This is a genomic window from Streptomyces sp. NPDC127595, from assembly GCF_042671685.1.
Taxonomy (GTDB): Bacteria; Actinomycetota; Actinomycetes; order Streptomycetales; family Streptomycetaceae; genus Streptomyces.
Map to the genome: position 1 here is coordinate 529,529 of NZ_JBHXWK010000003.1, position 18,479 is coordinate 548,007.

The 18,479-nt window shown below is 69.5% G+C and carries 23 protein-coding genes and 1 tRNA gene; 15 read left to right on the top strand and 9 right to left on the bottom strand.

Annotated features, from left to right (window positions below; all coding sequences use genetic code 11):
- Positions 1-390: 390 nt before the first annotated feature.
- The 13 genes from ACFVKT_RS13405 to ACFVKT_RS13465 all read left to right on the top strand — a co-directional run bounded on the left by ACFVKT_RS13405 (position 391) and on the right by ACFVKT_RS13465 (position 10,772).
- Positions 391-678: a hypothetical protein gene (locus ACFVKT_RS13405; protein ID WP_385730786.1), complete on the top strand. Its 288-nt coding sequence runs from the start codon at positions 391-393 to the stop codon at positions 676-678.
- The gene (locus ACFVKT_RS13410) at positions 675-1,676 is read left to right on the top strand and encodes a DUF2637 domain-containing protein (RefSeq protein ID WP_385730788.1); all 1,002 of its coding nucleotides are present in this window, start codon (positions 675-677) and stop codon (positions 1,674-1,676) included. The genes ACFVKT_RS13405 and ACFVKT_RS13410 overlap by 4 nt, the downstream gene beginning before the upstream one ends.
- Complete coding sequence (locus ACFVKT_RS13415) at positions 1,673-2,323, top strand: GGDEF domain-containing protein (RefSeq protein ID WP_385730791.1); 651 nt, start codon at positions 1,673-1,675, stop codon at positions 2,321-2,323. Before ACFVKT_RS13410 ends, ACFVKT_RS13415 begins: the two co-directional genes overlap by 4 nt.
- Positions 2,323-2,709, top strand: coding sequence for an RRQRL motif-containing zinc-binding protein (locus ACFVKT_RS13420; protein ID WP_385730793.1), 387 nt, complete (start codon positions 2,323-2,325; stop codon positions 2,707-2,709). Before ACFVKT_RS13415 ends, ACFVKT_RS13420 begins: the two co-directional genes overlap by 1 nt.
- Before the next feature lie 154 nt (positions 2,710-2,863).
- Entirely contained in the window at positions 2,864-5,086 is a 2,223-nt protein-coding gene (locus ACFVKT_RS13425) for a cell division protein FtsK (protein ID WP_385730795.1), read from the top strand.
- A gap of 141 nt (positions 5,087-5,227) precedes the next feature.
- Entirely contained in the window at positions 5,228-5,479 is a 252-nt protein-coding gene (locus ACFVKT_RS13430; protein ID WP_385730797.1) for a hypothetical protein, read from the top strand.
- Between the two features lie 159 nt (positions 5,480-5,638).
- A complete protein-coding gene (locus tag ACFVKT_RS13435) occupies positions 5,639-5,827 on the top strand; it encodes a hypothetical protein (protein WP_385730799.1) in 189 nt (62 codons plus the stop codon).
- Positions 5,828-5,835: 8 nt separating this feature from the next.
- Positions 5,836-6,438 carry a hypothetical protein gene (locus tag ACFVKT_RS13440; RefSeq protein WP_385730801.1) on the top strand — a complete coding sequence of 201 codons (603 nt, stop codon included), beginning with the start codon at positions 5,836-5,838 and terminating at the stop codon, positions 6,436-6,438.
- A 161-nt stretch (positions 6,439-6,599) separates the two neighbouring features.
- A complete protein-coding gene (locus ACFVKT_RS13445; RefSeq protein WP_385730803.1) occupies positions 6,600-7,496 on the top strand; it encodes a bifunctional DNA primase/polymerase in 897 nt (298 codons plus the stop codon).
- Entirely contained in the window at positions 7,493-7,846 is a 354-nt protein-coding gene (locus tag ACFVKT_RS13450) for a hypothetical protein (protein ID WP_385730805.1), read from the top strand. The genes ACFVKT_RS13445 and ACFVKT_RS13450 overlap by 4 nt, the downstream gene beginning before the upstream one ends.
- Complete coding sequence (locus ACFVKT_RS13455; protein ID WP_385730807.1) at positions 7,843-9,009, top strand: DUF3631 domain-containing protein; 1,167 nt, start codon at positions 7,843-7,845, stop codon at positions 9,007-9,009. The genes ACFVKT_RS13450 and ACFVKT_RS13455 overlap by 4 nt, the downstream gene beginning before the upstream one ends.
- A gap of 228 nt (positions 9,010-9,237) precedes the next feature.
- A complete protein-coding gene (locus ACFVKT_RS13460) occupies positions 9,238-9,474 on the top strand; it encodes a helix-turn-helix domain-containing protein (protein ID WP_385730809.1) in 237 nt (78 codons plus the stop codon).
- A gap of 11 nt (positions 9,475-9,485) precedes the next feature.
- Positions 9,486-10,772 carry a tyrosine-type recombinase/integrase gene (locus ACFVKT_RS13465; RefSeq protein ID WP_385730810.1) on the top strand — a complete coding sequence of 429 codons (1,287 nt, stop codon included), beginning with the start codon at positions 9,486-9,488 and terminating at the stop codon, positions 10,770-10,772.
- A gap of 93 nt (positions 10,773-10,865) precedes the next feature.
- On the opposite strand, the gene ACFVKT_RS13470 is transcribed toward ACFVKT_RS13465, so the two are convergent.
- From ACFVKT_RS13470 to ACFVKT_RS13490, 5 genes are all read right to left on the bottom strand, one after another.
- A complete protein-coding gene (locus tag ACFVKT_RS13470; protein WP_385730812.1) occupies positions 10,866-11,723 on the bottom strand; it encodes a hypothetical protein in 858 nt (285 codons plus the stop codon).
- A gap of 486 nt (positions 11,724-12,209) precedes the next feature.
- A tRNA-Ser gene (locus ACFVKT_RS13475) sits at positions 12,210-12,294 on the bottom strand.
- 132 nt (positions 12,295-12,426) lie between these two features.
- Positions 12,427-12,858 (bottom strand): tRNA adenosine(34) deaminase TadA, encoded by a 432-nt coding sequence (gene tadA / locus ACFVKT_RS13480; RefSeq protein WP_385731093.1) that lies wholly within the window; start codon positions 12,856-12,858, stop codon positions 12,427-12,429.
- A gap of 82 nt (positions 12,859-12,940) precedes the next feature.
- A complete protein-coding gene (locus ACFVKT_RS13485) occupies positions 12,941-13,492 on the bottom strand; it encodes a hypothetical protein (protein WP_384381054.1) in 552 nt (183 codons plus the stop codon).
- Positions 13,493-13,885: 393 nt separating this feature from the next.
- Positions 13,886-14,068, bottom strand: a complete 183-nt coding sequence (locus tag ACFVKT_RS13490; protein ID WP_385730814.1) for a hypothetical protein — start codon at positions 14,066-14,068, stop codon at positions 13,886-13,888.
- Positions 14,069-14,207: 139 nt separating this feature from the next.
- Here ACFVKT_RS13490 and upp point away from each other — a divergent pair, with 139 nt between their 5' ends.
- Positions 14,208-14,843, top strand: coding sequence for a uracil phosphoribosyltransferase (gene upp, locus ACFVKT_RS13495; RefSeq protein ID WP_365440542.1), 636 nt, complete (start codon positions 14,208-14,210; stop codon positions 14,841-14,843).
- A 25-nt stretch (positions 14,844-14,868) separates the two neighbouring features.
- Here upp and ACFVKT_RS13500 read toward each other — a convergent pair whose 3' ends face one another.
- Together ACFVKT_RS13500 and ACFVKT_RS13505 are read right to left on the bottom strand one after the other, a co-directional pair.
- Positions 14,869-15,513 (bottom strand): LytR C-terminal domain-containing protein, encoded by a 645-nt coding sequence (locus ACFVKT_RS13500; protein WP_385731095.1) that lies wholly within the window; start codon positions 15,511-15,513, stop codon positions 14,869-14,871.
- 113 nt (positions 15,514-15,626) lie between these two features.
- Complete coding sequence (locus ACFVKT_RS13505; protein ID WP_003955420.1) at positions 15,627-15,923, bottom strand: type II toxin-antitoxin system VapB family antitoxin; 297 nt, start codon at positions 15,921-15,923, stop codon at positions 15,627-15,629.
- A gap of 258 nt (positions 15,924-16,181) precedes the next feature.
- Between ACFVKT_RS13505 and ACFVKT_RS13510 the strand changes: the two genes are divergently transcribed.
- Positions 16,182-17,825, top strand: coding sequence for a helicase HerA-like domain-containing protein (locus ACFVKT_RS13510; RefSeq protein ID WP_385731097.1), 1,644 nt, complete (start codon positions 16,182-16,184; stop codon positions 17,823-17,825).
- Between the two features lie 77 nt (positions 17,826-17,902).
- On the opposite strand, the gene ACFVKT_RS13515 is transcribed toward ACFVKT_RS13510, so the two are convergent.
- Positions 17,903-18,040, bottom strand: a complete 138-nt coding sequence (locus ACFVKT_RS13515) for a hypothetical protein (RefSeq protein ID WP_385730816.1) — start codon at positions 18,038-18,040, stop codon at positions 17,903-17,905.
- 54 nt (positions 18,041-18,094) lie between these two features.
- Entirely contained in the window at positions 18,095-18,445 is a 351-nt protein-coding gene (locus ACFVKT_RS13520) for a hypothetical protein (RefSeq protein WP_385730818.1), read from the bottom strand.
- Positions 18,446-18,479 lie beyond the last annotated feature (34 nt).

The following is an 18,479-nucleotide window of genomic DNA, read 5'->3' on the forward strand; positions in this document are numbered from 1 at the left end:
CAGCCCCCTCCCAGGGGCGGTTGCCGCGTGAAACCTGCTGTTCAGCGCCCGGAAGGCAAGGCCCGGACACCGCGCTGTGGACAACTCAACAGAGTGCCGACCCAGCCGCATGACCATGTGCGGTCGATGGGTGCAGGTCACCATCCCGACCACCCATGTCGGGCCGGGTGACCTGCCCGGATCCGCCCAACAGGGCGGTGACTGGCATTGATCTGAAGTACGCATCACAGCCTCGGTATCCAGCCGCGAGGGCGCCGGATCGAAACCGGCCCGAGGCACTCCCCCGACCGCGGACGCGGTCGGGGCTTCCTCTCCGAGGCGGTCGCCTCTCACCACCAGGCCACGACCGCCCCGGATCTTGCCTGCCCCTGCTGACATCAGGAGAGATCCATGCGTACCTACATCGGCCGTCAACAGGCCGTCTCCCCCGAGGACTTCGCGGAACTCGCGCTCGGCACCCCGGTTGAGCTGTGGCTCGGGGTCGAGGGTGAGAGTGACGAAGAGCGCGCGGCCCGTGAGGATGCGGCGCGCGACATCCTTTCCGACACCCCGAACCTGCCCGACGACCTGATCCGGATGGCGGCGCAGGTCATCGAGGACAACCCGGACCTGTTCGACGTCATCCCGCTGTCCCGCATCTCGCGGCGCCGCGCGGCAGGCCGGGGAGTCGCAGCATGACGACTACGACCCCTGCCCCCGAGGCGCCTCCGTCCGGGGTGCCGCCGCTGACGAAGCCAGAACTGGGCCTCGCCGGTATCGGCGCGCTCGCCGCCGCCGGAGTCGGCGCGCTCGGTCTGATCTCCTCCTTCGACGCCGTGTCCGAGGCCGCCGCCACCTGGGGTTTCACCTCCCCGTGGATGCTGCCGGTCGGTATCGACGTGTCCATTCCGGTGTTCACCGTGGCCAACCTGTTGTTGATCCGGATGGACATGGCGCTGGCCTGGGTGCGGTTCGTGCCCTGGATCCTCACGCTCATCACGTGCGGGCTGAACGTCGCGGCCGGACACTCCCTGTCCGCGAAGGTCGCGCACGGCACCATGCCGCTGCTGTGGGTGGTGTTCTCCGAGATCGGCGCGCACATCTACGCCGTGCGGATCGGCGCCGCCACCGGCCGCCGCATGGAGAAGATCCGGTTCTCCCGCTGGCTGCTCGCCCCGGCTCAGACGTTCGCGCTGTGGCGGCGCATGACGCTGTGGGAGGTCACCTCCTACACCCGTGCGCTCGCCCTAGAGCGGGAGCGGCAGTTGGCCCGCGCGGACCTGCGCGAGGAGCACGGACTGTGGTGGCGCTCCAAGACCCCGCGGCGCGAACGCGTGATGCTGCGCCTGGGTGAACTCGCCCCCGCCACCGCGCTGCCCGTCGATCCCGAGCCGGAGCGGGTTCCGCAAGAGGCGAAGACCGAGGCGCCCAAGACGCCGCGTAAGCGGCCTGCCAAGGGCAAGCCCAAGGCGCAGCGCACCTTCGAGGAGCTGTTGACCGAGGCGCGCGAGGTCACCGAAGACTGGTCGGACGGGGAGGTGACCGCGGACCGCATCCGCACCGCGGTGCACGTCTCGCAGGCCAACGCCCGCACCCTGCGCGACACCCTCAAGGCGGAGCGTGCCGAGGGCCGCCCGCTGCATGCCGTGGATGTTGCGTCTGTGCCTGAGGTCAGTGCTGCGGGGGTGGCTGCGTGAGCACCCTGGTCACGGTCCTGCTGTCCGTACTGCCGCTGGCCGTGGGTTGGTCGGTCCACGTGTGGTGGCTGCGTGCCCGCCTGAACACCGCCCGGCGTGACCCGCTGACTGGGTTATGGACCCGCGACGGGTTCACCCGCCGCGCCACTGCCTTGCTCAAGGACCCGCGCGCGGTCGTCGTGCTCGCTGATGTGGACCGCTTCAAGCAGATCAACGACACCCACGGGCACGCGGTGGGGGACGTTTTGTTGAAGGCGACCGCGGACCGTCTCGTCCACCACGTCGGGAGTTCCGGTGTGGTGGGACGGCTCGGGGGCGATGAGTTCGCCGCCGTCCTGCTCGATGACCGGGGTACCGCGGGTGACCTGCTTGCCGTCCTGCACGGCGTGCTCGCCCGCCCGGTCGAGGGCCAGGACCCTGCCGCGCACACCACCGTCTCGCTCGGCTGGGCACACGCCGCTGATTTCCCCGACGACAGCCTGTCCGGGCTGTTGCGGCGGGCAGATGAGGCGATGTACGCGGCCAAGCAAGGCCGCGCCGGAATGCGCCGCGCAGGGCTCGGCTGGCTGTTCGCCACCGTCGCCGGACGGCGTGCCGGCCGAACCGGCGCCCGCACCGATACGACGGTCGTTGGGGTGGCTGCCTGATGTCCACCGCCTTCACCAAGTGCTTCGACCCCAACGGCGTCCAGTTCGGGGTCCCCACCTTCCCCTGGCGCTTCGCCCCGGACGGCTACGCCACCCGCCGCCAGTTGCGGGACCGCGGTTTGCGGCCGGGTGGGCAGCCGGTTGCCGCGCAGGTGATGCGCCGTCACCGGGGCCGCAAGGCAGGGGTGCAGGTCGCCTATCTCTACCGCCTCGACCTCGCCCGGCCGGTCCGTCCGATGACCTCGCGCAAATGGGGCGCGCTCGCGCTGGCGATGCTCGCCCGCCGCACCTGCCCGAAGTGCCAGGTCATCTACAGCTACTGCCTCCCGACTTCGCTCGGGATGTGCATCCTCTGCGCCTTTCCCGAGGAACAGCGCGCCGCCTGAGCAGGCAGACAGCCCCGGCATCCATGCCGTGAGGGCGCCGGATCGAATCCGGCCCGGGGCGCGCACGCACCGCACCACACGGGGTCCGTCCGCCCACCTCCTACAGCGACGGCCGGACCCCGCCCTGTCCTCCCCTTGGAAGGAACAACCTTCAGTGAACCAGCCCGACGACAACGAACTGTTCAACCGACTCGAAGCCGAGATGAGCGCCGACTCCGGGGGCGAGGTAGTCGACCTCGACAAGGCACGGTCGGCCCGTGTCGGGTCGGCCGACCCTACTGCCCGACCCGACACCGACCAGTCGGCCGACTCCGCGCCGGACCGGTCGGCTGCCGAGTCGGGCGACCCGACGCCCCGCGTGATGGTCGACCTCCCGACCGTCAAGGCGACCGGTCCGGGCTACCTCGGTCGGCTGCTCGGTGCCCAGCGCCGTGCGGTCGTTCCCATCTGGCTCAAGTCGCTCGCGGAGCTGAAGACCGCCACCGGATGGGTGGCGCGCCACTACGCCCACTCGGTCGGCTACCACGCCCTGCGCTCCCCGGTCTACGCCGCCCGGCTCACCTTCCAAGCCCCGTCGGGTGCCGCGAAGTTCGTGGGCGGTGTGATGCGGTGGGTGGCCGACCGCGAGGGCGAGGCGGTCCGACTGGCCGCGGTCCGGCGCGAGGACGCGGCCGAGTACCTGAAGCTGTCGCGGCAGCGCGACGGACGGGTCCGGCTGCGCACCCTGGTGACCGTGCTCGCGATGTTCGTCGGGCTCGGCTCGGCGCTCGCCATCTACGTCCTGGCCCCCGACTGGCTTCAGGCTCTGTCGGTCGGCGCGCTGGTGACGGCGCTCGGCTACGCCGGCCGCAAGGCGGATGACCCGGTCATCCACCGCGCGGTGGAACTGCCCAAGGCCATCAAGCTCACCAGTGACATCGTGCTGCGAGCGCTCGGCTCGCTCGGCATTCCCGCCATCAACCAGGCCCAGGGCAAAGGCAGGGACGGATTCGAGTTCACCGCCCCCATCACCCGCGACGGCCCCGGCTGGCGTGCCGAGGGGAACCTCCCCTACGGCGTCACGGTCACCGACGTCATCGAGCGCCGCGACCGCCTCGCGTCCGGTCTGCGCCGCCCGCTGGGCTGCGTGTGGCCGGAGGCGGTGGCTGATGAGCACACCGGGCGCCTGGTGCTGTGGGTCGGTGACCAGGACATGAACAGGGCCAAGCAGCCTGCCTGGCCGCTGGCCAAGACAGGACTGGTCGACCTGTTCAAGGCGGTCGACTTCTCCACCGACCAGCGAGGCCGCTGGGTGGGCCTGACGTTCATGTACATCGCGGCGATCATCGGCGCGATCCCGCGCATGGGCAAGACGTTCCTGCTGCGCCTGTTCGCGCTGATCGCAGCGCTGGACCCGCGGGCAGAGCTGCACACCTACGACCTGAAGGGCACCGGAGACCTGGACCCGGTCGGCGAGAACGTCTCCTACCGCCACCGCGCCGGCGAGGAAGACGAGGACATCGAGTACGCCATCGCCGACATGCGCGAGATCCGGGGCGAACTGCGGCGCCGCGCGAAGGTGATCCGCTCGCTGCCGCGGGACATCTGCCCGGAGTCCAAGGTGACCAGCGACCTTGCCTCCAAGCCGAGTCTTGGACTGCACCCCATCGTCATCTGCGTGGATGAGTGCCAGGTGTGGTTCGAGCACGACAAGTACGGCAAGGAGTTCGAGGACATCTGCACCGACCTGGTCAAGCGGGGACCTGCCACCGGGATCGTGCTGATGCTGGCCACCCAGCGCCCCGACGCCAAGTCGCTGCCCACGGGCATCTCCGCGAACGCGGGCGTGCGGCTGTGCATGAAGGTCATGGGGCAGACCGAGAACGACATGGTGCTGGGCACGTCCTCCTACAAGCGGGGCGTGCGCGCCACGATGTTCTCCTGGGCTGACAAGGGCATCGCCTACTTCATCGGCGACGGCTCGGACGCCCGGATCATCCGCAGCGTCTACGTCGACGCACCCGCCGCCGAACGGATCGCGCTGCGAGCCCGCAAGGCACGCGAGGACGCCGGAACCCTGTCCGGCCACGCGCTGGGTGAGGAGCCGGAGGCGACCGCGAGCGCGTATGACCTGCTCGCCGACATCCTCGCCGTCGTGCCCGCCGCGGAGCCCAAGGCATGGTCCGAGACCGTCGTCGGGCGGCTCGCCGAGCTGCGTCCCGAGGTCTACGACGGATGGGACCCCGACGCGCTGAACGCGGCCCTCAAGCCGCACGGCATCTCCACCATCCAGGTCGGCCGCCGCATCGACGGCAAGGTCGTCAACCGGCGCGGTATCGACCGCTCCCACATCACCACCGTGATTGCGGAGCGTGACGGGAAGCGGGACGCGGGCTGACGGTCCGGGGTCGCTAGCGCTAGCGGCATGCCCCGCTAACGTTAGCGACCCCGCTAGCGCCCCAAACCTGCTCTGATCAGGCTGCTAGCGGATAGCGGCCCACCTGCGGAAACCCCTGAAACCCGCCTGGAAGGGCCCGTGATGACCCCTGCCCTGCTCGCTATCACTCTGATCCTCGGTGTCACGTTCTGTTACGCCGCGGTGTGTGCGTCCTCGCCGTTCGGCAACTGCCGCAAGTGCAACGGGTGGGGCTTCGCGATGAAGACCGACCGCAAGGGCCGCATGAAGCGCGGCAAGGACTGCCGCCGCTGCCGCGCGACCGGCAAGCGGATACGCGTCGGCCGCTGGCTCTACAACCGGTGGGCCGACGTCTACCGCGCCGGCACTCGCTGACCACACGCAAGGCGACCGGCGATCGCCCGTCATGAGACGGACCCCGCGTCACGCAGACGCTAGGCGGGCGCGATCGCCGGTCAATGCCCCGAACTTGCCAGCACCCGGGGCCCACGGAACCTAACAACCCCTCTGCCTCGCCCGAAAGCGAGTTTCGCCATGGCTGTGACCATCTCTCTCGCCCTGCTCTTCGGCTTCGTCCTCTTCATGCTGCTCCGCTCCAAGACCCTCGGAGCGGGCTCCGCGTTCGTCGCCGTGATGTTCGGCTTCTACCTCGCCTCCACCGGCGTCGCCACCACCGTCAACGAACTCATGAGCGCCGTGGTCAACGCGCTCCCGGACCTGTAGGAGCGACCGTGAATGAGCAGATCGTGGCGCGCCACTGGCTCGCAATCATCGCGCCCAAGGCTGCGCCTGCTGTGGCGACGTCCACCGTGCTGATCCTGGCGCGGATCTGGAACGCCAACGGCGCCGAACACAGCGTCGGCAACGCCGTGTTGATGACCGCGCTCTCGCTCGCCGCCGCGGCGGCCGGCGCCTGCGCGAGCGTCGGCCGCGCCGGAGACCCCGTGATCGCGGGCACCGCGTTCGCCGCGTCCGGAGCGCTCGCCTTCGCGGGCGTCGCGGGATACGCCGACGGCCTGCCGCTGCCCCTGCTGCTGTGGTCGGTGGCCACCGCGGGCGCCTACGGACTCGCCGCCCGCTACTGGCGCACCGACCGCCGCGACCGCGTCACCTACGAGCGGCACGTGAGCGATCGCCGCGAGGAACGCGCCCACATCGAGCGCGTGGAAACCATCCGCGGCACCACCCAGGTCGAGGTGGCCCGTACCGGCGTGGCCTACGCCGAATCCCTCGCGCAGGCACTCACCGCCCGCGCCATGCTGCCCGGCTTCGACCCCAGGGCCCTGGAGACCGCGGGCCTGCCGGAACTGCCCGAACGCCGCGACGCGGCCTAGCTACGCCCGAGGCGGTCGCCTCTCACCACAAGCCGCGACCGCCTCGGCTCCCGCCTGCCCCTTACGACAGTTCAGGAGACATCCAGCATGACCCAACGAACGCCATTCGGCGAGGGCCGCCCGGCCCACGCCACCCCATCGAGCGCACCGGGGGTGGTGGCATGAACAACCACCTCCTGTACGCCGCACTCGATGCAGCCGAGCAGGGGTGTGCGGTCTTCCCTCTGCGCCCCGGCGATAAGCGTCCGGCGCTGCACGGCGCGGAGTACTGCCCCGGCATCGGGGACTGTGCGGGCGGTCACCGCAAGTGGGAAGAGCGCGCCACCATCGACCCGGACCGCATCCGCCGCGCATGGGCGTCGCTGCCGTTCAACGTCGGCATCGCGACCGGTCCGTCAGGTCTGGTCGTCGTGGACCTCGACATGCCCAAGCGCAAGAGCAAGGGCAGTGCGGACACGCCTTCCGGCGTGACGACCTTTACGGCGCTCTGCGAGCGCGCCGGACAGGCCATCCCCACTACCCGCACCGTGCGGACCGCGAGCGGCGGGGTCCACCTGTACTTCACCGCCCCGCCCGGGGTGCAGCTCGGCAATTCGGCCGGACGGCTCGGCAAGCGCATCGACACCCGTGCCTGGGGTGGCTACGTGGTCGCCCCCGGCAGCATCACCCGGGCGGGCACGTACGCGGTCGTCGACGACACGGCGCCCGTGCCGCTGCCGGATTGGCTGCACGTGCTTCTGACGCCCCGTCAGGCTGCGCGGGCACTAACGGCCGTGCCGTCGTCGGCTCGCGCCTCCAGCTACGCCACAGCAGGCTTCAACGCGGAAACCGCGTCCGTGAGGGCGGCTCCTGAGGGCGAGCGCAACGCCACGCTGCTCCGGGCGGCGCGAGCGTTGGGGCGGTTCATCGCGTGGGGCGACCTTCCGCGATCGGTGGTCGAGGACGCTCTTCAGTCGGCGGGGGAGTACATCGGACTGCCGCCGTCTCAGTGTCGCTCCACCATCCGCAGCGGTCTGGACTGGTCCGTTGCCCGCAATCAGCGGCGGAGGACGGCATGAGCACCCCTTCCCCCACCCCACTGAAGAGCCTCCCCTCCACTCCCTCCGACCCGGGCGCCGCTACACAAGCCGCGCTCGGTCCGGCCGTGGGCGAGCCCAAGGGCGGCGCCGAAGGCGTCATTTCAGCTCATCGCCTTGACCCGCCGCAGGGCGACGGTCGGTACCCCGTCGCGTGGCTGCACATTGCCGCACCGCGCGGCGCCGTGCCGACCGCCACCTCGAAGTGCCTGTGCGGTCGTGACCGCAGCGCCGTCGGCAAAGCCCGCGTGCTGGCCCTGATCGACGACCACACCGCCCACCGCGACGAATGCCCGCTCCGCACCACCCAGGAAGGGAGGGCCGCGGCATGACGACCAAACCGCCGGCACACCCCACGGACGGCTCGGCCCTGCTCGATGAGGTCGAAGCCTTCCACCGACGCTTCAACGTCTTCCCCCTCGAAGCCGCTTACGTCGCCGTCACGCTGTGGAACGCGCACGCCCACCTGCTCGACAGCTTCGACGCCACCCCGCGTATCGCGTTCCTCTCGCCGGAACCCGGCTCGGGGAAGTCGCGGGCCCTGGAGATCATCGAGACCCTGGTGCCCAAGCCGCTCGTTGCGGCCAACGCATCCGCCTCGGTGCTCTTCCGCGCCGTGTCCACCCTGGAGACCCGCCCCACGATCCTCTTCGACGAAGTGGACACCGTGTTCGGGCCCAAGGCCGGAGACAACGAACCCCTGCGCGGCTTCCTGAACGCCGGACACCGTCGCGGAGTGGGGATGTGGCGCTGTGTCGGGGACGGAGCCAATCAGCAGGTGCAGGAGTTCCCCTCGTACTGCGCAGTGGCGATGGCGGGGCTCGGCTCGCTGCCGGACACGATCCTGACCCGCTCCGTCATTATCCGCATGCGCCGCCGCGCACGGAACGAACGCGTGGAGCCCTACCGGCAGCGCATTCACGAGAAGGAAGGCAACGCACTGCGCGACCGGCTCTCCAACTGGGCCGAATCCGTACGGCATTTGGTCGACGGGGTGTTTCCTGTGTTGCCGCCGGAGGTCACCGACCGTCCCGCGGACGTGTGGGAACCCCTGCTCGCCGTGGCGGATGCTGCCGGGGGCGAGTGGCCGGAGCGCGCCCGCGCGGCGTGCGTGGAGCTGGTCAACGCGGCCAAGGTCGGGGACAAGGGCAGCATCGGTATCCGCCTGTTGACGGATCTGCGCGATGCCGTGTTCAACGGCATCGACCGCCTGCCCACCGTCGCTGTCCTTGACCGCCTCCACAGCCTCGAAGAGGCGCCGTGGGCGGACATGAGCGGCAAGCCTCTCGATGCCCGCGGGCTGGCGCGGATGCTGCGCGAGTACATGACGGCCGACAACACCCCGGTCACGGCGCGGAACATCAAGGCGGGCGGCAGCGTGATGAAGGGCTACTACGCCGCGGACTTGCACGACGCGTGGGAGCGGTACTGCCCCCCACCCCCTGAGAGTCCGCTACTTCCGCTACCTCCGCTACCGCGCAGGTCAGAGGCCTAAAAAAGGTAGCGGCAAGCCCGGATTCATCCGCTACCCGCACCACCCCATCCGCTACCGGTCCCGCGACACCACCCGGGGCCGGTAGCGGATTCATCCGCTACCGCTACCTCTATCCGCTACCTCGATCATGCCCCTGACCAGGGCGGTAGCGGAGGTAGCGGAAGTAGCGGACCTGACAGGAAAGGGGCCCCGATCGCCCCCGCATCCTCCCTGAGGAGAAGACACCGTATGGATCCGGTTCAGCTCACCGACTCCATCGATCCCACTCTGGTTCTGCTCACCGTCGAGGAAGCCGCGCGACGCCTCCGCATCGGCCGGACCGTCTGCTACCGGCTCATCAGCTCCGGAGAGCTGGAGTCCATCACTGTCGGCCACCTCCGCAGGGTGCCCGTCGACGCAGTACCCGAGTACGTCGCCCGCCGCCGTAAGACCCACCGACCCGCCGCCTCGATAGCCGCCGCCTGAGGAGTACGCCCATGGCAGACGAGAACGACAGCACGAAGCGCACCCGGCAACCCAACGGCCGATCTTCCATCTACCTTGGCAAGGACGGGAAATGGCACGGGCGTGTCACCGTCGGCATCCGCGACGACGGCAGTCCCGACCGCCGGCACGTTGAACGCAAGACCCGAGCCGAGGTGACCGACGCCGTCCGCGAGTTGGAGCGGCAGCGCGACGCCAAGACCACGCGGAAGCCGGGCAAGCCCTGGACGGTCAAGACCTGGCTCACGCACTGGGTCGACAACATTGCCCCGCTCGGAGTGAACGAGAACACGATGGTGGGCTACGGCGTTGCCGTGCGGAAGCACCTGATCCCTGGTCTCGGAGCCCACAGGCTCGACAGGCTGAAGCCCGAGCACATTGAGCACTTCTACGGGACCATGCAGGCCAACGGCCGTAAGGCCGGAACGATTCACCAGATCCATCGCACGTTCCGCACTGCGCTGAATGAGGCGGTCCGGCGTGGCCACCTCGGGCAGAACCCCGTACGGCTTGCCAAGGCTCCCCGCGTACGAGAGCAGGAAGTCGAGCCGTACCCCGTGGAAGACGTGCAGAGGTTGCTTCGAGCGGCCGACGAGCGCAGGAACTCCGCACGTTGGGCCGTGGCCCTCGCTCTGGGGCTTCGGCAGGGTGAGGCGCTCGGACTCAAGTGGACGGACGTGGACCTTGACCGGGGTGTCCTGATGGTTCGTCGGAGCCGTCGCCGACCGCGCTACGCCCACGGGTGCGGAGACACCTGCGGCAGGAAGGCCGGGTACTGCCCGCAGCGTCAGCGGACGAACCCGGAGACGGCCGACACGAAGTCCCGCGCGGGTCGGCGAGCCGTCGGACTGCCGGCCCAACTCGTAGACCTGCTGCGGACGCACCGGGCCAGGCAGGCGGACGAACGCGCGGCGGCCGGCGACGACTGGACGGATGAGGGCTGGCTCTTCGCGACGCCCAATGGTCGGGGCACGTCCCCCCGAACGGACTACGACGACTGGAAGGAGTTGCTGGACGGCGCGAAGGTACGAGACGGCCGCTTGCATGACGCTCGGCACACCGCCGCCACGGTCCTGTTGATCCTCGGAGTCTCCGAGCGCGCCGTCATGGGGCTCATGGGCTGGTCCACGACCGCCATGGCGGCGCGGTATCAACACATGGTCGACTCCGTCCGCAGCGATGTCGCTCGACAGGTCGACGGGCTGATCTGGAAGCCGTACCGAGACGGTCCCAAGGACGGCGACGACGGAATGGCCGGGGTGCGAGTACCGGTCAGATGACAGAGGGGGGGCAGGTTTGGAAACCTGCCCCCATCCGCTTAAGACGCTGTCCTATGTGGTGAGGCGGGTAGGGCTTTAGGGGGTCCTCCGGCCTCACCGAGGGATGAGTAAATCGGTGAGCTGCCCCGCAGTTGGTATCCGACCGCGGTTGAAGACGACCGCAACGAACAGCACCACTACCGGTAGCAAAGGGACGAGTGCAGCATCAGGCAATCCAATGACGGCCGCACCAGCCATGATCAGCACGACCACGCCGCCCACCACGACAACCCGCAATCGCTCCCTCGGCGCGACCGGAGCCACACCGGCCAATTGATCCGCGTCGAGAAGGTCGTCGACGCGGCCCTCGGCGTAGCGTTCGGCGATCGTCAGCAACATCACGATGAGGTCTTCAAGAGCGCGGCCTGGCTCGGAGTCCTGCCGTGCTTCGGCCCTTCGTAGCGCGCCCACCACCAGTGCGGCATGTGCCTTGAACTGCCTCTCATTGTGCCGCCTGGCTCTGGCGCGGCGGGTGCGATGGGCCCTCCAGATGGCGCGCTCAATCGGTTGCATGGAAACTCGCGGGATCTGGCAGTCCGGCTGGGTTTCCTCCCAGCGACGGAGAACCGTGGCGCACTGAGCTGCGACCGTCAACAGTGCGACGACAGGCCAGGAGCGCCGGTCCTCCGTTCGCGCACTCTCCTTGACCGGGTACCCGTCGAGGCTCTCCAGGTCATAGGCGGCATAAGACGCGCCGTGGCCAGAACTGCTCAGGTTCATGCGTTTGATGATCTGCACTTCAACGATCAAAATCAGGGCCCAGAAAAGAAGTGCCGTTACCTTGTTGATCGCAGAAAAGTCCCAGAGACGCACCGCCATCGGCACAGCCACGATGCTGCTGAGCAGCGCCTGCACCACGCCAGGCTGCGGTCCCGGATCAGCGCTCAACCGCAGATGCTCCCAGTCGGCCATGTCATCAACGTGCACCAAGATGAATAGCAGTAAGCAAAACCGGAGCGTCTTGATTGGCGCGGCCAGGGGCCGAGCGCGCCACCACCGCACAACATACTGAGGGGCCAATCCGTGGCCGCCGACCCGATCTTGTATTCGAGGCGGCAGCAGCAGTATCTGCGTCAGAAGCGGAGCAGCCCGACGCACCCCCGAGTTGGCGCGCAGTCGCTCGAAGCGCTCCAAGGAAGCCGACCACCAGCGCTGAACCGGTCCAGGAATGAGGAGCAGAAGCATCCCAGCCAAGACCAACCACGGGGAAACCGCGACGAGAAGACCGATCGTAAACACGTGGACAGTCTCACGTATCCCACCGACAGCTCCGCCCGGAACGGCGGCAATGTCTTGTGCGCCCGGTTGAGCAGCGACTGGCCGGGCCAACTGAGACGGGAAGTGAGACGGAGATGCACGAAGGGCCCGGTCCATTGGACCGGGCCCTTCGTCTACCTGCGGTAGCGGAGGGATTTGAACCCTCGGTGACTTGCGCCACACTCGCTTTCGAGGCGAGCTCCTTCGGCCGCTCGGACACGCTACCGAGAGAGACCTTACCCCAAGGTGGGGCGTGCTCCGAAATCCGTTTCCGGTACTCCTGGGGACTCAGCGGGGACGTATCGGAGGACGTACGGGGGGAGGGATCGCGGACTCGTCCGGCGGGGTCAGGGCAGGGTCAGCGGTCGCGGAAGAAGTCGGTGAGTGTGTGGGCGCACTCGTCGGCGAGGACGCCCTCGATCACCTCGGGGCGGTGGTTGAGCCGGCGGTCGCGTACGAGGTCCCAGAGGGAGCCGGCCGCGCCGGCCTTCTCGTCGCGGGCGCCGTAGACGACCCGGTCCACCCGGGACTGTACGAGCGCGCCCGCACACATGACGCAGGGCTCCAGGGTGACGACGAGTGTGCAGCCGGACAGCCGCCATTCGCCGAGCTTGGCGGCGGCCCTGCGGAGCGCGAGGACCTCGGCGTGCGCCGTCGGATCGCCGGTCGCCTCGCGCTCGTTGTGCCCGGTCGCGAGCACCGTCGTACCGTCCGTGGACAGCACGACGGCGCCGACGGGAACATCCCCGCCCCGGACGGCGAGCTGGGCCTCGTCCAGGGCGAGCCGCATCGCGGCCCGCCAGCGGTCGCGTACCGGATCGGGTTGAGGGGTCTCCTTGGCAGTGCTCACCAGGGGAACCTAGCCGAGGAACCTAACGGACGGTCTCCAGAACCTCCGCCGCTCCCAGCGAGTCGGCGATCGTGCTGAGCGCGTCGCCTTCGTCCAGGGCGAGCAGTTCCTTCTCGCTGACACCGAGATCGGCGAGGATGTCGCGGTCCCCTACGGGGCTGTGCGACACGGTCTCGCCGGAAGCACCGGTTTCCTCGTCCTCTTCGTCAGAGTCGTTTTCGTTGTCGGGCTCACCGTCTTCCGTGCCGTCCAGGTCCAGGGAGTCGAGGTCGGCGACATCGTCGTCGCCGGGCTCCCTTCCGAGCAGTTCGTCCGTGAGCAGGATCTCGCCGTACGAGCTGCGGGCAGCCGCGGCGGCGTCCGAGACGTAGATACGAGGGTCCTCCTCGCCGTCCAGGCGGAGAACGCCGAACCAGGCGTCCTCCTGCTCGATGAGTACGAGTACCGTGTCGGCCTCCTCCGAGGCTTCACGGGCCAGATCGGTCAGATCCGACAGGGTCTCCACATCGTCCAGCTCTGTGTCGCTCGCTTCCCACCCGTCTTCGGTGCGCGCGAGCAGTGCGGCGAAGTACACCGTGACTCTCCCACTGTCATAGGCGTGCCGGTTGGGGGTCCCCCCGGCGGAGGATGTGGGCGGGGCGCGTTTCTCCGAGTCCCACCCACTCGGAATCGTGGCAGAAACGGAGGCCTCAGGGGACGTCTTCGGCCTGCTGTGTCTGCCTCTTTTGATCGCTAACAGCGGATCGTACGCGGCCGTCGGCACCACGTACGCACCTCCCCGCCCTCACGGCGTGGGCGGCGCGCGGACGGGTCGCCGGCGGATGTCGCGCACCCGCACGGCGTGCTTGCCGGTGAAGGGCGCTCAAGCACATGGTGCGGCTGCCGGTGAGAGGCGCGCAAGCACCTCGCGGGGCTCTCGGCGGACGCTGTCCGCGCGGCGCGGGCGGCTAACGGCACAGCCGCGTGATCACCAGCGGAACGTGCGCATACGCATGGCGTGGCGCATCCGTGCGGTCTTGGCGCGGCGGGGCTGGACGCGGTCGCGCAGTTCGCGCGCCTCGGCCAGGTCGCGGAGGAACTGGGCGCGGCGTCTGCGGCGCTCGGCGTCCGTCTCCAGCCGCTCGGGGAACTCCTCGTCCCGGTCTCGCACAGGCTCACCACCCCATGGTCCGTCCCTCCCACTTTCCCCCTGATGGGCGGTTTGATGCCAGCGGACGGGTCAAGGGGAGGGCGGGACCGTATCCGGTGGGGCAGTGGCGGGCGCCCGGGGCCCGGCTACTGTTGTGGACATGCGTCTCCACGTCGTCGACCACCCTCTGGTCGCCCATAAGCTCACCACTCTGCGCGACCAGCGCACCGACTCCGCGACCTTCCGGCGGCTCGCCGACGAGCTGGTCACCCTGCTCGCCTACGAGGCCACGCGGGACGTGCGCACGGAGCAGGTCGACATCGTGACCCCGGTCTCCCCGACCACCGGCGTCAAGCTCTCCTACCCGCGCCCCCTCGTCGTGCCGATCCTGCGGGCGGGCCTCGGCATGCTCGACGGCATGGTGCGGCTGCTGCCGACCGCCGAGGTGGGCTTCCTGGGCATGGTGCGCGACGAGGAGACGCTCCAGGCGTCCACGTACGCGACCCGCATGCCGGACGACCTCTCCGGGCGCCAGGTGTACGTCCTCGACCCGATGCTGGCCACCGGCGGCACCCTCGTCGCGGCGATCCACGAGCTGATCAAGCGCGGCGCCGACGACGTCACCGCCGTGGTGCTCCTGGCCGCCCCCGAGGGCGTCGAGTTCATGGAGCGCGAGCTGGCGGGCGCGCCGGTGACGGTCGTGACCGCGTCGGTCGACGAGCGGCTCAACGAGCACGGCTACATCGTGCCGGGCCTCGGGGACGCGGGCGACCGGATGTACGGGGCTGCCGAGTAATCACGGAAGTACGTACGTACGGACTTCAGCAGCTGTTCTTCGTGGTGGAGGGCGTCGGCAGGGGCTGGGCCAGGACGGCCAGCGCCTTGTCGGCGTCCTCCTTCGCTGTCAGGTTCTTGAAGGCGGTGCCGATGATCAGGTCGACCTGATCGGCCTTCGCGCGACCGTCGGTCTTCAGCTGGGCGCCGGAGAGCTGGGTGTTCAGCACGGGCAGCGCGGCCTGGGCCGCCCCCTTCGCGCCGAGCAGTATCCCCGCGCCCTCGACCTTCTTGTCGTACGCGTCCGGCGCATTGCCGACGTCGCCGATCCGGAAGCCACGTTTCTTCAGCTCGTCCGCGGTCTCCTTGGCGAGCCCGCTGCGGGGCGTCGCGTTGAAGACGTTCACGGTGATCTGGGCCGGCTTGGGCAGTGTCTTGGCGGCGGCGGAGGTCGCGGAGGCGCCGGAGGCGGTCGCCGAGGGGCTTGCCTTCGACGCGCAGTCCGCCTTGGGGCCCGCTGCCGCGGCCTTGTCACCGCCGCCCGTGAAGACGTCGATGAGCTGCAGGGTTCCCCACCCGATCAGCCCTATCGCGGCGACGGAGACGACGACCAGGAACGCGAGCCTGCGGCGCCCGCGGGGTCGGCGCATCCGCGGGTACTTGTCCCCCGTGATCCGGTACTGGCCACCCATGCCAGGGGGAGTGAGCATGCTCATGGGCGCAGCGTAGTGCTCCGCGGCGACGATAACTACTAGATGATCATTGTCCCGCGCGCAGTCCAACCCAAAAGGGTCAACAGCGTCGGTCAGCCGAGTTCCAGCACGCGTGCGTGCAGTACCTGGCGCTGCTGGAGGGCCGCGCGGACGGCGCGGTGCAGGCCGTCCTCCAGGTACAGATCGCCCTGCCACTTCACGACGTGCGCGAAGAGGTCGCCGTAGAACGTGGAGTCCTCGGCGAGCAGCGTTTCGAGGTCGAGCTGGCCCTTGGTCGTCACCAGCTGATCGAGGCGGACCGGGCGCGGCGCGACATCCGCCCACTGCCGGGTGCTTTCCCGGCCGTGGTCGGGGTACGGCCGGCCGTTTCCGATGCGCTTGAAGATCACACGGAAAGCCTACCGGTCAAGACCTTCCGGGCGCAGCCTCGGCGACGGAGTGCGACGCTGGAAAAGACGCCGTAAATCAGGGCAAAGCGGAAACAGGGGCCTGTTATGAGTGACAGCGAGACCGTACCTCCGGCCACTGCTGGGACCGCGCCCGCGTCCGCCGCTGCTCAGACGGCGGGGAGCGCTCCCGCGACGGGGGGTGTTGCTCCCGGGGCGAGTGGTGACTCTGCCGAGGTGAACGGTGGCCCTGCCGGGACCATGGGTGGTGCCGCCGCCGATCCCCCGAAGGAAGCCCTGGAGATCGGCCCTGCCGGGACCAGGGGTGGCGCTGCCGATCTCCCCAAGGAAACCCTGGAGATCGCTGCCGGGTACGCCTTCTCGGGGCCCGCCCTCGATCTCGGCGCGCTGCTCTGGGACGCGCGGTGCCTGCCCGACGTACAGATCCGCATTCCGCTACCGATGCTGAACCGGCACGGACTGGTCGCCGGTGCCACCGGCACCGGCAAGACGAAGACCCTCCAACTGGTCGCCGAGCAGTTGTCGGCGCAGGGTGTGCCCGTCTTTCTCGCCGACATCAAGGGTGACGTCTCCGGGATCTCGGCGCCGGGAGCCCCGAACGACAAGGTCCAGGGGCGCGCCGCCGATGTGCGGCAGGAGTGGAACGCGACCGGTTTCCCTGCGGAGTTCTACGCCCTCGGCGGCATGGGGCACGGCATCCCCGTACGGGCCACGATCACGAGCTTCGGACCGGTGCTGCTCTCCAAGGTGCTCCAGCTCAACCAGACCCAGGAGCAGTCGCTCGGCCTGATCTTCCACTACGCCGACCAGAAGGGCCTGGAGCTGGTCGATCTGAAGGATCTGCGCGCGGTCGCCACCTTCCTGACCTCGGACGAGGGCAAGGCGGAGCTGAAGGGGATCGGCGGGCTCTCGACCGCGACGGCGGGCGTGATCCTGCGCTCCCTCACCGCCTTCGAGGCGCAGGGCATGAGCCCCTTCTTCGGGGAGCCGGAGTTCGACACCGGCGAGCTGCTGCGGGTGGCGGAGGACGGGCGCGGTGTCGTGTCCGTGCTGGAGCTCCCCGAGGTCCAGGACAAGCCGCAGCTCTTCTCGACCTTTCTGATGTGGCTGCTTGCTGATCTTTTCCACGACCTTCCCGAGGTCGGTGACGCGGAGAAGCCGAAGCTTGTCTTCTTCTTCGACGAGGCCCATCTGCTTTTCAACGATGCCTCGAAGGCCTTCCTGGACTCCATCACGCAGACCGTCCGCCTCATTCGCTCGAAAGGGGTCGGCGTCTTCTTCGTGACCCAGACCCCGAAGGACGTCCCCGCCGATGTCCTCGGCCAGCTCGGCAACCGCGTCCAGCACGCCCTGCGCGCTTTCACGCCCGACGACCAGAAGGCGCTGAAGGCCACGGTGAAGACCTTTCCGAACTCGCCATACGACCTGGAGGAGGTCCTCACCGGCCTCGGCACCGGCGAGGCCGTGATCACCGTGCTCAGCGAGAAGGGCGCGCCGACACCGGTCGCGGTGACGCGGCTGCGGGCACCGGAGTCCCTGATGGGGCCGGTCGACGCGGGCGCCCTCGACGCGGCGGTGAAGGGGTCGCCGCTGTACGGGCGCTACGCGCAGGCGGTGGACCGTGAGTCCGCGTACGAGAAGCTCACGGCGGCGGAGGCCGCGCGGGCGGAGGCTCTGCGGGCGGAGGCTGTGCGTGAGGCGTCGGCGCCTGAGGCCGTGTCGGCCCCCGAGAAGGGGCGGGCCAAGGCGCCCAAGGCGGACACCTCGGTGGTCGAGCAGGTTGTCGGCAGCGGGATGTTCAAGTCCCTTGCCCGGTCGGTGGGGACGCAGATCGGGCGGGAGATCACCCGGTCGCTGTTCGGGACGGCTCGGCGGAAACGGTAGGGCTGTTGGCGGGTGCCGTGCGACGGACCTGGGGTGGCCGCCCCCTTCGGGGAGAGGGGCGGCCACCTTCCTGTTGGTCAGTTCGTCTGGGGCTTCTTCGGGGGTGTCTTCTGCTGGTGTCCGTCCGGGAGCGGACGGGGTTCCGGCTTCGGCGCGTTGCGTACGGCCTCCGCGCGCAGCAGGGCGCGCAGGATCGCGTAGGGGTCCTTGGGCATGAGGTGTCCTTGCGTTCGCTGGTGAGTGAGTGACGGGTCGCGAGGCCGGGACTCTCAGCAGCGCAGGACCACGCAGCGCAGTGCGTGCAGGGTGGGGCTGGGCCGGTGGTCGCAGGTCGTGTCGTACGTCGTGATTCCGCTGTGGGGAGACGGCTCCGGGTGGGCCGTCTTGGGGTGGCGTGCGGGACGCAGAGGGGCGGTGGGGCGGTGGCCCTGGCGGGCGGGTGGGCGCAGGGCTGTGTCGAGTACGTCGGGGTCCGCGGCGGGGGCTGCGGGGGCCCCGGGGGAGGTCGGGCCTGCGGGGGTCTCGGTGGTGATCGCGCCGAGGGGCGCCGTGAGCGCGGCGGGGTGCGGGGTCGTCGCGAGGATCGCGACCACCAGCAGGACGAGCACCCTTGGCTTCATGTCACGTCATGTCCCCGTCGGGGGCCGGTCGTTC

Bases quoted from the DNA above. Each gene is read 5' to 3' on its own strand.
- ACFVKT_RS13405 (WP_385730786.1), top strand. From the start codon at position 391: ATGCGTACCTACATCGGCCGTCAACAGGCCGTCTCCCCCGAGGACTTC.
- ACFVKT_RS13410 (WP_385730788.1), top strand. From the start codon at position 675: ATGACGACTACGACCCCTGCCCCCGAGGCGCCTCCGTCCGGGGTGCCG.
- ACFVKT_RS13420 (WP_385730793.1), top strand. From the start codon at position 2,323: ATGTCCACCGCCTTCACCAAGTGCTTCGACCCCAACGGCGTCCAGTTC.
- ACFVKT_RS13430 (WP_385730797.1), top strand. From the start codon at position 5,228: ATGACCCCTGCCCTGCTCGCTATCACTCTGATCCTCGGTGTCACGTTC.
- ACFVKT_RS13435 (WP_385730799.1), top strand. From the start codon at position 5,639: ATGGCTGTGACCATCTCTCTCGCCCTGCTCTTCGGCTTCGTCCTCTTC.
- ACFVKT_RS13445 (WP_385730803.1), top strand. From the start codon at position 6,600: ATGAACAACCACCTCCTGTACGCCGCACTCGATGCAGCCGAGCAGGGG.
- ACFVKT_RS13450 (WP_385730805.1), top strand. From the start codon at position 7,493: ATGAGCACCCCTTCCCCCACCCCACTGAAGAGCCTCCCCTCCACTCCC.
- ACFVKT_RS13455 (WP_385730807.1), top strand. From the start codon at position 7,843: ATGACGACCAAACCGCCGGCACACCCCACGGACGGCTCGGCCCTGCTC.
- ACFVKT_RS13460 (WP_385730809.1), top strand. From the start codon at position 9,238: ATGGATCCGGTTCAGCTCACCGACTCCATCGATCCCACTCTGGTTCTG.
- ACFVKT_RS13465 (WP_385730810.1), top strand. From the start codon at position 9,486: ATGGCAGACGAGAACGACAGCACGAAGCGCACCCGGCAACCCAACGGC.
- ACFVKT_RS13470 (WP_385730812.1), bottom strand. From the start codon at position 11,723: ATGGCCGACTGGGAGCATCTGCGGTTGAGCGCTGATCCGGGACCGCAG.
- tadA (WP_385731093.1), bottom strand. From the start codon at position 12,858: ATGCGGCTCGCCCTGGACGAGGCCCAGCTCGCCGTCCGGGGCGGGGAT.
- upp (WP_365440542.1), top strand. From the start codon at position 14,208: ATGCGTCTCCACGTCGTCGACCACCCTCTGGTCGCCCATAAGCTCACC.
- ACFVKT_RS13500 (WP_385731095.1), bottom strand. From the start codon at position 15,513: ATGGGTGGCCAGTACCGGATCACGGGGGACAAGTACCCGCGGATGCGC.
- ACFVKT_RS13510 (WP_385731097.1), top strand. From the start codon at position 16,182: ATGGGTGGTGCCGCCGCCGATCCCCCGAAGGAAGCCCTGGAGATCGGC.
- ACFVKT_RS13515 (WP_385730816.1), bottom strand. From the start codon at position 18,040: ATGCCCAAGGACCCCTACGCGATCCTGCGCGCCCTGCTGCGCGCGGAG.
- ACFVKT_RS13520 (WP_385730818.1), bottom strand. From the start codon at position 18,445: ATGAAGCCAAGGGTGCTCGTCCTGCTGGTGGTCGCGATCCTCGCGACG.